A 14,917-nucleotide genomic window follows, 5' to 3' on the forward strand; every position below is an offset into this window, starting at 1 on the left:
TACGGCTTCAGCCATGCTAGACCCCAACTTGTTAAAACAACACTAATCCGCGATTTTAGCGCCTTTTTATTTCGCGCTGCAGCGAATAGCCGTCCAAAAGACTGTTGCTGCATGCGCGAAAATGGCCGTACCAACGTGCGTATTCAGCGAGCACTCAGCCAGTGCTCGCGACCCCGCTTCATTCGATCAACTCAAGTCGTTCTGATAGTAATAACCGGTCGTGACATACCATCCGCGTCGCACTTCGACAGGCCGATCGCCATAGGTATAGGACACGCGCTCCACCGATAAAAGCGGAAATCCCTGCGCCACATCGAGAAATTGCGCGACGGTCTCGTCGGCGGCGACGGCGCGGATCTTTTCCGTCGCGCGGATCATGCGCGTGCCGAACTCCGTCTCGAACATCGCGTAGAGCGGGCCCTTGTACTCGGCGAGGCGCTCGGCCGTGAGTCCGCGAAACACCGCGCCCGGCAGCCAGATTTCATCGAATACGGTCGTTACGCCATCAAACTGCAACAAGCGCTTGATAAGAACGACAGGGTCGGCGGGCTTCAGGTCCAGTTGACGCGCAATCTCGGCGGGCGCGCGCAACCGTCGGCATTCGAGCAGGCGGCTCACATGGGGATGAACGTCGCCGTCGTCGGGCAGAAGGCGCAGGAAACGGAACTGCACGCGGTCCTCGTTGTGCGTCGCAACGAACGTGCCTTTGCCCTGACGACGAACGAGGAGGTTGTCGGCGGCGAGCTCGTCGATCGCTTTGCGGACCGTGCCCTGACTCACCTTGTAACGCGCGGCCAGCTCGACCTCGCTCGGGATGATCTCGCCAGGCTTCCATTCGCCGGACTCGAGACCCTGCGTGATGAGCGCCTTGATTTGCTGATACAGCGGGCTGAACGTCGGCGACGGCGTGCTCGCGGCCTCAGCCGCCGGTGCAGTGCCGTTGGGGGTCGTCGTGCTCGCCGGGTTGGAATTCATGCCGCGCATTTCAACACAAGGGCCGCCGTGCGTCCAGACTTTTCCCGTAGATTCCTATGTCTTATATAAGACATAAGATAGTGTTGACTTTACCTCGGACCGATCCTACACTCTTTGTCGAGCAAGGGTTTGCGGGTCGTTGCGAGAGCGCAGGAACCGTCGGCCAGCGTGTTTTGCATGGCGGTTGTAGCCGCCAGAGCACTCTGGGTCGCGGCAGCCACGCATTACGCAGCATACCGCCAGGCACGCCCTTTCGCTTTCGCCTCACGCCGATCGGCCACTCGATTCGCGCGCCGCTGCCTGCCCCACGCCTCGCAACGTCAAGCGCCGTCTCGTATGGGCGCGTTGCCGTCAGACCAAGCGAAATCATCGCGTCCTTCCAGATCATCCCGCACGCCTCTCGCTCGAAGAGAAGGATTCATGGCATGACAGTCACGCCGCTCGAACATTCATGCGACGCGAATCCATCAACGAACGCGCGCAACGCCACGTGGCGCCGCGTTCGGCGATTCGCACGCGGCATGGCCGGCATGTCTTCATCAACGCTTTGCGTAACGCGCATAAAATGGCGTTTTTCCCTAGCGTTCCACGCACTGTCCAGGAGAGTTCTCAATGGCTAAGTCCGCAAAGCGCGTTGCCGTAACCGGCGCCGCAGGTCAAATCGGCTACTCGCTGCTGTTCCGTATCGCCAACGGCGATCTGCTCGGCAAAGACCAGCCCGTGATTCTTCAGTTGCTCGATCTGCCGCAAGCGCAAGCCGCCGTGAAGGGCGTCGTGATGGAACTGGAAGACTGCGCGTTCCCGCTGCTCGCAGGCGTGGTCGTCACGGACGATCCCAAGGTCGCGTTCAAGGATGCCGACGTCGCGCTGCTCGTCGGTGCGCGTCCGCGTTCGAAGGGCATGGAGCGTAAGGACCTGCTGTCGGCGAACGCCGAAATCTTCACGGTTCAGGGCAAGGCGCTGAACGATGTCGCGAGCCGCGACGTGAAGGTGCTGGTCGTCGGCAACCCGGCGAACACGAACGCGTACATCGCGATGAAGTCGGCGCCGGATCTGCCGAAGAAGAACTTCACCGCCATGCTGCGCCTGGACCACAACCGCGCGCTGTCGCAACTGGCGGCCAAGTCGGGCAAGCCGGTCGCGTCGATCGAAAAGCTCGCCGTGTGGGGCAACCACTCGCCGACGATGTACCCGGACTTCCGCTTCGCGACCGCCGAAGGCCAGGACCTCACGAAGCTCATCAGCGACGACGAATGGAACCGCAACACGTTCATCCCGACCGTCGGCAAGCGCGGTGCGGCGATCATCGAAGCGCGCGGCCTGTCGTCGGCGGCATCGGCGGCCAACGCGGCCATCGATCACGTGCGTGACTGGGTGCTCGGCACGAACGGCAAGTGGGTGACCATGGGCATTCCGTCGGACGGCTCGTACGGCATTCCGGAAGACATCATCTACGGCGTGCCCGTCACGTGCGAAAACGGCGAGTACAAGCGCGTCGAAGGTCTGGAAATCGACGCGTTCTCGCGCGAAAAGATGGACGGCACGCTTAACGAACTGCTCGAAGAGCGTGACGGCGTCGCGCATCTGCTCGGCAAGTAAGCACGTTTCACAAGGGAAGCTCGCAAGGGCTTCCCGTCAGCGCGAACGCTTCGTCGCGTTCGCGCCTGATCCGATCGCGCTTGAAGTGTTCGAGCGCGGCCGAATCAGAAGCATGAGCAAGATCGAATTCACATCCCTCCAATCGGACCCGATGCCGACGATGCGCGATCTCACTCCCGCCGAAGTGCTGTTTGACGGCGAACCGCAGCCTGCCGTGCTTCCGCCCTGCGATCACTACGCGGGCAGCGAGAAGCTGATCAGGAAATCACTGGCGTTGCAGGCGCAACTGGGCCCGGTGTTCGACATCACGCTCGATTGCGAGGACGGCGCGCAAGTCGGTCACGAGACCGGCCATGCCGAGATGGTCGCATCGTTCGTCGGCGGCGAGGAAGACCGCTTCGGGCGCGTCGGCGTGCGCATCCACGACTTCCATCATCGTGCGTGGCGCGACGACGTGCGCATCATCCTGCGCAACGCGAAGCACGCGCCCGCGTTCATCATGCTGCCGAAGATCCGCAGCGCTTCCGATGCCGCCGAGATGGTGGCCTTCATCGAAGCAACGCGCAGCGAGCTCGGCATTGCAAAGCCGATTCCCTGTCATCTGCTGATCGAAACGCACGGCGCGCTCGCGCAGGCGTTCGAACTCGCCGCGCTGCCGGGCGTCGAATCACTGAGCTTCGGCCTGATGGATTTCGTGTCCGCGCACAACGGCGCCATTCCCGATACCGCGATGCGCTCTCCCGGCCAGTTCGATCATCCGCTCGTGCGGCGCGCGAAGCTGGAGATCGCCGCTGCGTGTCACGCGCACGGCAAGGTGCCGTCGCACAATGTATCGACGGAAGTGCGCGACATGAGCGTCGTCGCGAACGATGCCGCGCGCGCCCGCAACGGGTTCGGCTATACGCGCATGTGGAGCATCCATCCGGACCAGATCAGGCCGATCGTCGAGGCTTTCTCGCCGCGCGCCGATGAAATCGCGCTCGCCGCCGAGATCCTGCTCGAAGCGCAACGCGCGCAGTGGGGCCCGACGCGCCACGGCGACACGCTGCATGACCGCGCGAGCTATCGCTATTACTGGTCGGTGCTGCGTCGCGCGCACGCGACCGGCCAGACGATGCCCGACCAATGCGCGCCGCTCTTCGACACGCCGGTTTCAGAGGCATGAGCGCGGGCGCGTTCTTCAAGCACGACAAGTCACGCCGCCTGGCGAGCGTACGAAAGGAGACTGGAGAGCATGACTGATACCGCATCGACCGAAGCACCCGCAGCCGGTGGTTTCAAGCCGAAAAAATCCGTCGCGCTGTCCGGCGTCACGGCGGGCAATACCGCGCTGTGCACGGTCGGCAAGACCGGCAATGACTTGCACTATCGCGGCTACGACATTCTCGATGTCGCGACCACTTCCGAATTCGAAGAAATCGCGCATCTGCTGGTGCACGGCAAGCTGCCGAATGCGGCCGAACTGAAGGCGTACAAGACGAAGCTCAAGGCGCTGCGCGGCCTGCCCGCGAACCTTAAGGCCGCGCTGGAATGGATTCCCGCGTCCGCGCATCCGATGGACGTGATGCGCACCGGCGTCTCCGTGCTCGGCACCATCCTGCCCGAGAAGGACGATCATAATGTTGCGGGCGCGAAGGATATCGCCGACAAGCTGATGGCCTCGCTCGGCTCGATGCTGCTTTACTGGTATCACTACTCGCACAACGGCCGCCGCATCGAAGTCGAAACCGACGACGATTCCATCGGCGGGCACTTCCTGCATCTGCTGCACGGCGTGGCGCCGTCGAAGTCTTGGGTCGATGCGATGCATGTATCGCTGAATCTCTACGCCGAGCACGAGTTCAACGCATCGACGTTCACGGCACGCGTAATCGCGGGCACCGGCACCGACATGTACTCGGCGATCACCGGCGCGATCGGCGCGCTGCGCGGCCCGAAGCACGGCGGCGCGAACGAAGCGGCCTTCGACATTCAATCGCGCTATGAAACGCCCGACGAAGCCGAAGCCGACATCAAGCGCCGCGTGGAGAACAAGGAAGTCGTGATCGGTTTCGGCCATCCGGTGTACACGATCTCCGATCCGCGCAACAAGGTCATCAAGGAAATCGCGAAGAAGTTGTCGAAGGAAGCGGGCGACACGAAGCTCTTCGATATCGCCGAGCGCCTCGAAACGGTGATGTGGGACGCGAAGAAGATGTTCCCGAATCTCGACTGGTTCAGCGCGGTTTCGTATCACATGATGGGCGTGCCCACGGCCATGTTCACGCCGGTGTTCGTGATCTCGCGCACGTCGGGCTGGGCGGCGCACATCATCGAACAACGCATCGACAACAAGATCATCCGGCCGAGCGCAAATTACACCGGACCGGAGAATTTGAAGTTCATCCCGATAAATAAGCGAAAATAGCGGGCTGCGCGATCGGATTTCACGAGGAAGAAATCCACGCCGCGCGGCAATCGCCATTCAACCCCAATGTTTTTGAAAGGTTTTTTTCGATGAATAAACTTCTGATCGCTGCAATCGCCGGCACGCTGGCTACGACGAGCGTCTTCGTCAGCGCCGACGCCTTCGCTGCGACGGCCACCGATTCGAGCGCGGCCAAGGCCAAGCGCCCCGCTCCGGCTCGCCGCCTGATCAAGCGCAGCCCCAAGGCCGAAGCGGCCGCGGCGGCCAAGACTGATCCGATTCCCGAAGGTGCAGTGAAGTGGTCGTGCAAGGACGGTAACGCTTTCTACCTGAAAGGCGACATGAAGCGTGACGCCATCGTCACCGTGAACTGGGCCAAGAAGGATTACCGCCTGCCGCGCCAGGACACGACGACCGGTGCGGATCGTTTCCACGATTCGGCGTCGGGCATGGACCTCGTCGTGATCCCGTCGAAAGCGATGCTGTTCTCGGATAAGGACTCGTCGCGCCTCGCCGACGAGTGCATGACGCCCGACATGGCTGCGGGTGGCCCGGCTCCGACGCAGTCGAACGCGCTGATCAAGAACGCGGAGTAAGTTAGCTCAGCACTTAAATCAGGAATCCCTCGATGTCCGCACCGATTTCCAACGTCCGGCCCGATCCGGACAAGGTACTGGTAGACATAGTCGACTACGTGCTCGATTACAGCGTCGACAGCACGCTTGCACTCGAAACGGCGCGCAACTGCCTGATCGACACACTCGGCTGCGGACTCGAAGCCCTCTCCTACCCCGCCTGCACCAAGCTGATGGGACCGATCGTGCCGGGCACGATCGTCCCCAACGGTGCGAAGGTGCCAGGCACCCCGTTTCAACTCGACCCGGTACAGGCCGCGTTCAATATCGGCGCGATGATCCGCTGGCTCGACTTCAACGACACATGGCTCGCCGCAGAGTGGGGCCATCCGTCCGATAACCTCGGCGGCATTCTCGCAACGGCCGACTGGCTTTCGCGTAACGCGATCGCATCGGGCAAGAAGCCGCTCGACATGAAAGACGTCCTGATCGCGATGATCAAGGCGCACGAAATTCAAGGCTGCATCGCGCTGGAGAACTCGTTCAACAAGGTCGGGCTCGATCACGTGCTGCTCGTCAAGCTCGCATCGACAGCGGTTGTCGGGCAGATGATCGGCCTCACGCGCGATGAGCTGATCAACGCGGTGTCACTCGCCTTCGTCGATGGCCACGCACTGCGCACGTATCGTCATGCGCCCAACACGGGCTCGCGCAAGTCGTGGGCCGCGGGCGACGCCACCTCGCGCGCCGTGCGCCTCGCGTTGATCGCGAAGACCGGCGAGATGGGCTATCCGTCCGTTCTGAGCGCTAAAACATGGGGCTTTTACGACGTGCTCTTCAAGGGCGAGGCGTTCAGGTTCCAGCGCCCGTATGGTTCTTACGTGATGGAGAACGTGCTCTTCAAGATCTCGTTTCCCGCCGAGTTCCACGCGCAAACGGCCGTCGAAGCCGCGATGACCTTGCACGGCAAGCTGAAGCAAGCCGGCAGGTCCGTCGATGACATCAGGAAGATCACGATTCGCACGCACGAAGCGGCGATTCGCATCATCGACAAGAAGGGGCCGCTGAACAACCCCGCGGACCGCGATCACTGCATTCAGTACATGATCGCGGTGCCGCTGATCCACGGCCGTCTCACCGCCGCCGATTACGAAGATGCCATCGCGCAGGACGCGCGCATCGACGCACTGCGCGCGAAAATGGAATGCGTGGAAGACTCGCAATACACGAAGGATTATCACGATCCGGACAAGCGCTCGATCGCAAATGCGCTGACCGTCGAATTCAACGACGGCACGCAGTTCGATGAAATCGCGGTCGAGTATCCGATCGGTCACAAGCGCCGGCGCGCGGACGGCATTCCGTTGCTCGTCGAGAAGTTCAGGACGAATCTCGCGCGCCGTTTTCCGCAAAAGCAGCAGCAGGCGATCCTCGCGGTATCGCTCGACCAGGCAAGACTCGAAGCGATGCCGGTCAATGAATATGTCGATCTGTACGTGATTTAGCCTCACAAAGAAGCAATTTCCTCGTCTTAGTCCAAGGAAAATAACCATGGCCCACAATCTCCACAACACGCTCAAGGAATTCGACAGCGGCTCCGGCAAAGGCACGCTCTACTCGCTGCCACAACTCGGCGACGCGCTGAAGGTCAAGATCCAGCGTCTGCCGGTCTCGATCCGGCTGGTGCTCGAATCGGTGCTGCGCAATTACGACGGCAAGAAGATTTCCGAAGAGCACATCGAGCAACTGGCGAACTGGAAGCCCAACGCCGCTCGTGTCGATGAAATTCCGTTCGTGGTCGCGCGCGTCGTGCTGCAGGACTTCACGGGCGTGCCGCTGCTCGCCGACATCGCCGCGATGCGTGGCGTCGCCAAGCGCGCGGGCAAGGATCCGAAGGCGATCGAGCCGCTCGTGCCGGTGGATCTCGTCGTCGATCACTCGGTGCAGATCGATCACTTCCGCGAGCCGAACGCGCTCGACCTGAACATGAAGCTGGAATTCCAGCGCAACAACGAGCGCTACCAGTTCATGAAGTGGGGCATGCAGGCGTTCGACACATTCAAGGTCGTGCCGCCGGGCATCGGCATCGTGCACCAGGTGAACCTCGAATACCTCGCGCGCGGCGTGCACAAGAAGACCGAAGGCAACGACACCGTCTACTACCCGGACACGCTCGTCGGCACGGACAGCCACACGACGATGATCAACGGTATCGGCGTGGTGGGCTGGGGCGTGGGCGGCATCGAAGCGGAAGCGGGCATGCTCGGCCAGCCGGTGTACTTCCTGACGCCGGACGTCGTCGGCGTCGAACTGAAGGGCAAGCTGCGCGAAGGCTGCACGGCGACCGACCTCGTGCTGACCATCACCGAAATGCTGCGCAAGGAAAAGGTCGTCGGCAAGTTCGTCGAATTCTTCGGCGAAGGCACAGCCTCGATCGGCGTGCCGGATCGCGCGACCATCGGCAACATGGCGCCCGAGTACGGCGCGACCATGGGCTTCTTCCCCGTCGATGAAAAGACCATCGACTACTTCAAGGGCACGGGCCGCACCGACGCCGAAATCGCCGCGTTCGAGCAGTACTTCAAGGCGCAGAAGCTGTGGGGCGTGCCGAAGGCCGGCGACATCGACTACACCAAGACGCTTTCGCTGGATCTGGGGACGGTCGCGCCGTCGCTCGCGGGCCCGAAGCGTCCGCAGGATCGCATCGAAATCGGCAACGTGAAGAGCACGTTCGCCGACCTCTTCTCGAAGCCGGCCGGCGAAAACGGCTTCAACAAGAAGGCCGCCGATCTCGAAGCCGACTACAAGACGGCCGACGGCGTGAACCTGAAGAACGGCGATGTGCTGATCGCCGCGATCACGTCGTGCACGAACACGTCGAACCCGAGCGTGCTGCTCGCCGCCGGTCTGCTGGCGAAGAAGGCCGTCGAAGCGGGTCTGACGGTCGCGCCGCACATCAAGACGTCGCTCGCGCCGGGATCGCGCATCGTCACCGAGTATCTGACGAAGACGGGCCTCCTGCCCTATCTCGACAAGCTCGGCTTCACGCTCGCCGCTTACGGCTGCACGACCTGTATCGGCAATGCGGGCGACCTGACGCCGGAACTGAACGACGCGATCACGAAGAACGACGTCGTCGCGGCGGCGGTGCTGTCGGGCAACCGTAACTTCGAAGCGCGTATTCACCCGAACATCCGCGCGAACTTCCTGGCTTCGCCGCCGCTGGTCGTGGCTTACGCGATCGCGGGCACCATCACGCGCGATCTGATGACCGAGCCTGTCGGCAAAGGCACGGACGGCCGCGACATCTATCTCGGCGACATCTGGCCGACGAGCGACGAAGTCCACGCGCTGCTCAAGTTCGCGCTGGACGCGAAGGCGTTCCGCGAGAACTACTCGCAGCTCACGAAGGACGGCGACCTGTGGAGCAAGATCGCGGGCGAAAGCGGTCAGGTGTATGACTGGCCGAAGTCGACGTACATCGCCGAGCCGCCGTTCTTCGGCAGCGACTTTTCGATGCAGCCGGCCGATTCGATCCCCGCCGTCAAGGGCGCGCGCGCGCTCGGCATCTTCGGCGATTCCGTGACGACCGACCACATCAGCCCGGCGGGCTCGATCAAGGAAACGTCGCCGGCGGGCGTGTGGCTGAAGGCGAACGGCGTGCAGAAGGCCGACTTCAACAGCTACGGCTCGCGTCGCGGCAATCACGACGTGATGATGCGCGGCACCTTTGCGAACGTCCGCATCAAGAACCTGATGATTCCGGCGAAGGCCGACGGCACGCGCGTCGAAGGCGGCCTGACGATTCACCAGCCGAGCGGCGAACAGTTGTCGATCTACGACGCCGCGATGAAGTACATCGACGCCGGCACGCAGACCGTCATCTTCGCGGGCGAGGAATACGGCACGGGTTCGTCGCGCGACTGGGCGGCGAAGGGCACGCAACTGCTCGGCGTGAAAGCCGTGGTCGCGCGCAGCTTCGAGCGTATCCATCGCTCGAATCTCGTCGGCATGGGCGTGTTGCCGCTGCAGTTCAAGGGCGCGGACAGCGTTCAGTCGCTGAACATCACGGGCGAAGAGACCTACGACATCGAAGGTCTCGGCGACGACTTCAAGCCGCAGCAGGAAGTCACGCTGGTGATCCATCGCAAGGACGGCAAAGAAGATCGCGTGCAGGTGCTGCTGCGTATCGATACGCCGATCGAAGTCGACTACTACAAGCACGGCGGGATTCTGCCGTTCGTGCTGCGCTCGCTGCTCGCGGCGTAAGCAAGCCTGTTTTGCAGGTGACCGCGCTCGAAAGAGCGCGGGAACATTGGACCCGGCCCCGGCCGGGTTTTTTTTCGTCCTAGGCCTTGGAGGTCGCGAGTTTCGCGGGCATCGCACGGCGCGCAAACCACGCGCGCGCGATTTCGCCCAGCCGCCGCGCACCGCCGTGCGTCGAGTCGGACGCCAGCGAGAACCAGCTCGAGTCTGCCGTTCCGCTGACCCAGATCGTCGTGTAAGGCTTCAGTTCGACGGACGCGCCCGCGTCCAGCCAGTAATCATCGGCTGTGCCTTCGATGGTCAGCCAGACTTGCCCGCGCGTCACGCGCAAGGTCTGAGGCCGATCGATCACCCAGCGCGTAGGCGCGTCGCGCCGATCGAGTTCGAATGTCCGGATTTCACGCATGATGCTGCTCCTTCGGATCGTGTAACTGGAAGGCCGCGTTCAAATGCGAAAGCAGCCGTTGAGCCTATTATTCGCCCGATTCCGAACAGCTTGAATGAACAGTTATGAACAGTTGGAGCAGAACTGTTAAGCTGAATTGACCGAACAGTTCATGTCGATCCGACACTTTAAAAACACTTGATCTAGCCGTTCAGCTAGTCTTGACGCGGCTTTTCGGATGCGTTCGAATGACGCGAAGACACTGGGGAACAGCGAAATCGAACTGTTCACTTCGATTCACTGAACAGTTTCAGACATCATGAATGCACTTCCGCTCCACATCGACGGCGGCACCGGCGTGCCGCTGACCGAGCAGATCGTCAACCAGATCGAGGCGATGATCCGTTCTCGCCGCGTGCTCGCGGGCGCGAAGCTGCCGTCGATTCGTCAGCTCGCCGCCGAGCAGCGCATCAGCCGCTTCCCGGTGATCGAGGCGTACGACCGCCTCGCGTCGCGCGGGCTGATTCAGCCGAAACACGGTTCGGGCTTCTATGTGGCGAATCACGTCGACGAGCGCGAGAGCAACGCCGGCAATTGCGATCCGCGCCTCGCCGAAGAAGAATCGAACCAGATTCTTCAGCAGTTCAACTATCCCGGCGAGTCGCTGAAGCTCTCGAGCGGCTTCATTCCGGAGGCGTGGCGCGACGTAGAAGGTCTCACGCAGGCGATCCGTCAGGCGTCGCGCCTCGATGTGTCGAGCGTGATCGACTACGCGATTCCTCACGGCGACACGAGCCTGCGCCAGCAGGTCGCGATGCGCATCAACGCGCTCGGCATCGACGCCGATCTTCCGAACGTGATGATCACAACCGGGGCGAGTCAGGCGCTCGATCTCGTCGTGCGCTACATGCTGAAGCCGGGCGATACGGTGTTCGTCGAAGACCCCGGTTACTACAATCTCTTCGGGCTTCTGAAGCTGCAGGGCGTGCGTCTCGTCGGCGTGCCGCGGCTCGCGAATGGTCCCGATATCGATATCGCGGAAGAACTGCTCAAGCAGCATCAGCCGAAGCTCTTTTTCATCAACACGGTCTTCCAGAACCCGACCGCGACGAACGTCGCGCCGCAGGTCGCGTTCAGGCTGCTGCAACTCGCGACACAGCATGGCTTCATGATCGTCGAGGACGATATCTACGCCGACTTTCAGGCCGTGCCGACGCAACGGCTCGCCTCGCTCGATCAGCTCGATCGCGTGATCTATGTCGGCGGTTTGTCGAAGACGCTGTCGTCGTCGTTGCGTATCGGCTATCTCGCGGCGAATCGCGAGCTCGTGAAGAATCTCGTCGACGTAAAGGTGCTGACGAGTCTCGGCGGCACGCGATTCGCGGAGAGCGTCGCCGCGAGCCTGCTCGAACGGGGCACGTATCGCAAGTATCTGGAACGGCTGCGCAAGCGCGTGCGCGATTCGCTGTCGAGCGCGGTGCAAATGCTCGAAAGCTACGGCTGGGATGTGTTCGATGAACCGAGCGGCGGCAACTTCGTGTGGGCGAAAGTGCCGGGCATCGACGATTCGTCCGTGCTCGTCGAGGAAGCGGTGAAGTTCGGCGTGACGCTCGCGCCGGGCAGCTATTACCGCCCGAACGGCGAGGCGTGTGCGTGGGTGCGCATCAACTCCGCGTATGCGGGCGACCGTCGCGCCGCGCGCTTCTTCGAGCACATGAAGGAAGCCGCGGTCGCGCGCGTCTAGCGGCTTTTATCGAAGAAGCGTTCGAGCGCATCGGTCGCGTCGCTGTCTTGCGCAAGCCGCGCGTACAGTCCGGCCGCGCCTTCGTAGATGCGATGTTCCGCGAATTCATCGCCGATGAACTGCGCGATTTCTTCCATCTCCGCGACCCATCGATACGCTTTCGGCGGCATGCGCGGCACATTGCCCGCGAGCCACGCGGCAAGCGCGGGCTGACTCTCCGCGAGTTCGGCGAGAAGCGCATCGCCCGCGCCGTTGCGCATCGCGGCGAGCGACATGGCCGAGCCGAGCGCCGTCAGCCCCTTCGTGATGCCCGCATACGACATCTTGAGCGCGGATGCGGCGCCCACCGGTCCATCGAGCACGCGCACGGCGAGGCCGGCATCGGCGAGTGGCTGAGTGCGCCGTGCATGCGGACCCGACATGTAGAACTTGGGCGAAGAAGGCATGCCGATGATCGCGCCATCGACAAACGGCGTGCCGGTCGGTTCGAGCTTGCGCTCGATTTCCCTGACGGTATCGGGATTGATCGCGTTGCAGTCGATGTAGAGCGGCGGCACGCTTGCCCGTTCGAGCATGGGCGCCATGCGCTTCGCAGTGTCGATCGCGACCGCGGGCGGCACGATGGACAGCATGAACTCGCATGCCGCGAGGCTATCGAGGCTTGCGTCTTCCATGCCGGCCTCGCGTGCGCGTGCGGCGCTTGCGGCGCTGCGGCCTTCGAGCGATGTCAGCACGCGCGCACCCGATTGCGTCAATGCGCGGCCGATAGCCGATCCCATGCTGCCCGCGCCCAGAATCGCGACGGTCGGATGTTTCGATTGAGTCACTTGCAGGCTCCGTGTATCCGCGAACGAAACAGAATACGCTTGCGAGCAGAGAAGCGCTCGGCCTATTCGCTGTCTTCGGTTTCGTTCGAATGAAGATGCCAGAGCGCATCGAGTCTTTTCAGCACATCGAGTCCCTTCGGCGTGAGGAGCGGCATCGGCGCGCCAGTCGGCAGCCGCGTGATTTCGACGAGCGCCTCCTGAAGCAAACGCGCGGCGTGCTGGCCGAAGACTTCGACCTGATGAGGCGAGCGCTCAATCAGCAAGAGCGTGGAAATTTCGTGTGGACTCAGCATTCGATTCTCCAGGCGCGGGACGAGCGGAAGGGACGTATCGATACATGCTAGAGAGCGAAGCTGGCAATTCGGCTACGGATATTTTTCCGCGTGTTACGGGGGTTACACGCCTGAAACTGGTACTTATTTCACGATGGTTTCACGCATCTTTCGATTCGCGATCCTTATTATTCGCGTGCAATAAAAAAGGCGGCCTTCGAAGGGCCGCCCTGGACTACTTCACCAACGCAACAATCAACGATGTTCCGTCACGAACTTCGTGACGAGATAGGCTTCCATCGCTTCGCTGCCGCCTTCCGAGCCATAGCCGGAGTCCTTCACGCCGCCGAACGGCGTCTCCGGCAATGCGAGTCCGTGGTGATTGATCGAGAGCATCCCGCTTTCGATATCGTCCGATACCGCCGCCGATGTCGCCGCCGAGCTCGTGTAAGCGTACGCCGCGAGTCCGTAAGGCAGGCGATTCGCCTCGGCGATCACTTCGTCATACGACTTGAACGATGCGATCGGCGCGATCGGGCCGAACGGCTCTTCGGTCATGATGCGAGCGCTCATCGGCACATCGGTGAGCACCGTCGGCGCGAAGAAGTAGCCTTCGCGTCCGATGCGCTCGCCGCCCGTCAGCACCTTCGCGCCCTGCTCGCGCGCATCCGCGACAAGACGTTCCATTGCTTCGAGACGGCGGCCGTTCGCGAGCGGGCCCATCTGCACGCCGTCGTCGAGACCGTTGCCGACCTTCACCGCGTTCGCGGTCGCGACGAAGTGCTGCACGAACTCGTCGTATGCGGCTTCTTCGACGAGAAAGCGCGTCGGCGAAATGCACACCTGGCCCGCGTTGCGGAATTTCGCCGATGCGAGCATCTTCGCCGCACGGGGAATGTCCGCGTCCTTGAACACGATGGCGGGCGCGTGGCCGCCCAGTTCCATCGTCACGCGCTTCATGTGCTCGCCCGCGAGCGATGCGAGCAGCTTGCCGACCGGCGTCGAGCCGGTGAACGAAATCTTGCGGATCGCGGGATGCGCGATCAGATACTTCGAGACATCGGCGGGCACGCCGAACACGAGGTTCAGCACGCCGGCGGGCAGGCCTGCATCGGCATAAGCCTGCACGAGCGCCGCGCAACTCGCGGGCGTCTCTTCGGGGCCTTTCAGCACGACCGAGCAGCCCGACGCGAGCGCGGCCGACACCTTGCGCACTGCCTGATTGATCGGGAAATTCCACGGCGTGAATGCGGCGACCGGACCCACCGGTTCACGCGTGACGATCTGGCGCACCGCATCCGTGCGCGATGGAATCACGCGGCCATACGTGCGGCGCCCTTCTTCCGCGAACCATTCGATGATGTCCGCCGCCGACAGCGTTTCGATGCGCGCCTCGCCGAACGGCTTGCCCTGCTCCATCGACATGATGGCGGCGATCTGTTCGGCGCGATCGCGGATATTCTGCGCCGCGCGACGCATCAGCTTGCTGCGCTCGTAGGGCGAGACCTTGCGCCATGCCTTGAAGCCGCGCGCGGCGGCGTCGGCTGCGAGCGAAAGCTCCGCTTCGCCTGCGAGCGCAAGACGGCCGATCTCGGCTTCGTTCGCGGGATTGATCACGGCGGTGTCGCGCGAGCCATCGCGCCAGGCGCCGTCGATATAAAGCTGTGTATTCGGATAAGCAGGAAAATCGGAACGCGTATTGCTCATGCATGTCTCCTTACGAGTGGCGTGGCCTGATGCTACGTTGCGCAACATCAAAAGATGCAAACGGCAATGTTATCCCGAACGCGTGGTATCTGCAGGTGCGCACCGTGACGCCCGAATGACGAACGCCCGCCGGGACGATCCCGGCGGGCGCTCTTGATGC

Annotated in this window: 12 protein-coding genes; 7 read left to right on the forward strand and 5 right to left on the reverse strand. The window is 62.4% G+C overall.

What is annotated here, in order from left to right; translation table 11 throughout:
- Positions 1-186: 186 nt before the first annotated feature.
- Positions 187-984, reverse strand: coding sequence for a GntR family transcriptional regulator (locus PQR08_RS05250; protein ID WP_062256789.1), 798 nt, complete (start codon positions 982-984; stop codon positions 187-189).
- 603 nt (positions 985-1,587) lie between these two features.
- On the opposite strand from PQR08_RS05250, the gene PQR08_RS05255 reads away from it, so the two are divergent.
- The 6 genes from PQR08_RS05255 to acnA all read left to right on the forward strand — a co-directional run bounded on the left by PQR08_RS05255 (position 1,588) and on the right by acnA (position 9,825).
- Positions 1,588-2,574 carry a malate dehydrogenase gene (locus PQR08_RS05255; protein WP_035511232.1) on the forward strand — a complete coding sequence of 329 codons (987 nt, stop codon included), beginning with the start codon at positions 1,588-1,590 and terminating at the stop codon, positions 2,572-2,574.
- Positions 2,575-2,734: 160 nt separating this feature from the next.
- Complete coding sequence (locus tag PQR08_RS05260) at positions 2,735-3,739, forward strand: HpcH/HpaI aldolase/citrate lyase family protein (RefSeq protein ID WP_250484290.1); 1,005 nt, start codon at positions 2,735-2,737, stop codon at positions 3,737-3,739.
- 69 nt (positions 3,740-3,808) lie between these two features.
- Complete coding sequence (prpC, locus tag PQR08_RS05265; protein ID WP_408161081.1) at positions 3,809-4,981, forward strand: bifunctional 2-methylcitrate synthase/citrate synthase; 1,173 nt, start codon at positions 3,809-3,811, stop codon at positions 4,979-4,981.
- A gap of 89 nt (positions 4,982-5,070) precedes the next feature.
- On the forward strand, positions 5,071-5,577 hold the full coding sequence (locus tag PQR08_RS05270; protein WP_035511237.1) for a hypothetical protein: 507 nt from the start codon (positions 5,071-5,073) through the stop codon (positions 5,575-5,577).
- A 32-nt stretch (positions 5,578-5,609) separates the two neighbouring features.
- Positions 5,610-7,061, forward strand: a complete 1,452-nt coding sequence (locus tag PQR08_RS05275; RefSeq protein WP_250484289.1) for a bifunctional 2-methylcitrate dehydratase/aconitate hydratase — start codon at positions 5,610-5,612, stop codon at positions 7,059-7,061.
- Between the two features lie 46 nt (positions 7,062-7,107).
- The gene (acnA, locus tag PQR08_RS05280) at positions 7,108-9,825 is read left to right on the forward strand and encodes an aconitate hydratase AcnA (RefSeq protein ID WP_250484288.1); all 2,718 of its coding nucleotides are present in this window, start codon (positions 7,108-7,110) and stop codon (positions 9,823-9,825) included.
- A gap of 79 nt (positions 9,826-9,904) precedes the next feature.
- Here the strand turns inward: acnA and PQR08_RS05285 are convergent, their stop codons facing one another.
- The gene (locus tag PQR08_RS05285; protein ID WP_250484287.1) at positions 9,905-10,228 is read right to left on the reverse strand and encodes a DUF2917 domain-containing protein; all 324 of its coding nucleotides are present in this window, start codon (positions 10,226-10,228) and stop codon (positions 9,905-9,907) included.
- 298 nt (positions 10,229-10,526) lie between these two features.
- On the opposite strand from PQR08_RS05285, the gene PQR08_RS05290 reads away from it, so the two are divergent.
- The gene (locus tag PQR08_RS05290; protein WP_250484286.1) at positions 10,527-11,951 is read left to right on the forward strand and encodes an aminotransferase-like domain-containing protein; all 1,425 of its coding nucleotides are present in this window, start codon (positions 10,527-10,529) and stop codon (positions 11,949-11,951) included.
- On the opposite strand, the gene PQR08_RS05295 is transcribed toward PQR08_RS05290, so the two are convergent.
- The 3 genes from PQR08_RS05295 to PQR08_RS05305 form a co-directional block, all read right to left on the reverse strand.
- Entirely contained in the window at positions 11,948-12,778 is an 831-nt protein-coding gene (locus tag PQR08_RS05295; RefSeq protein ID WP_250484285.1) for an NAD(P)-dependent oxidoreductase, read from the reverse strand. The genes PQR08_RS05290 and PQR08_RS05295 overlap by 4 nt on opposite strands.
- A 62-nt stretch (positions 12,779-12,840) precedes the next feature.
- Entirely contained in the window at positions 12,841-13,071 is a 231-nt protein-coding gene (locus PQR08_RS05300) for a hypothetical protein (protein WP_187605495.1), read from the reverse strand.
- 234 nt (positions 13,072-13,305) lie between these two features.
- On the reverse strand, positions 13,306-14,757 hold the full coding sequence (locus PQR08_RS05305; protein WP_187605494.1) for an NAD-dependent succinate-semialdehyde dehydrogenase: 1,452 nt from the start codon (positions 14,755-14,757) through the stop codon (positions 13,306-13,308).
- Positions 14,758-14,917: the final 160 nt, after the last annotated feature.

This window comes from Caballeronia jiangsuensis, from assembly GCF_046030135.1.
Lineage (GTDB): Bacteria > Pseudomonadota > Gammaproteobacteria > Burkholderiales > Burkholderiaceae > Caballeronia > Caballeronia jiangsuensis.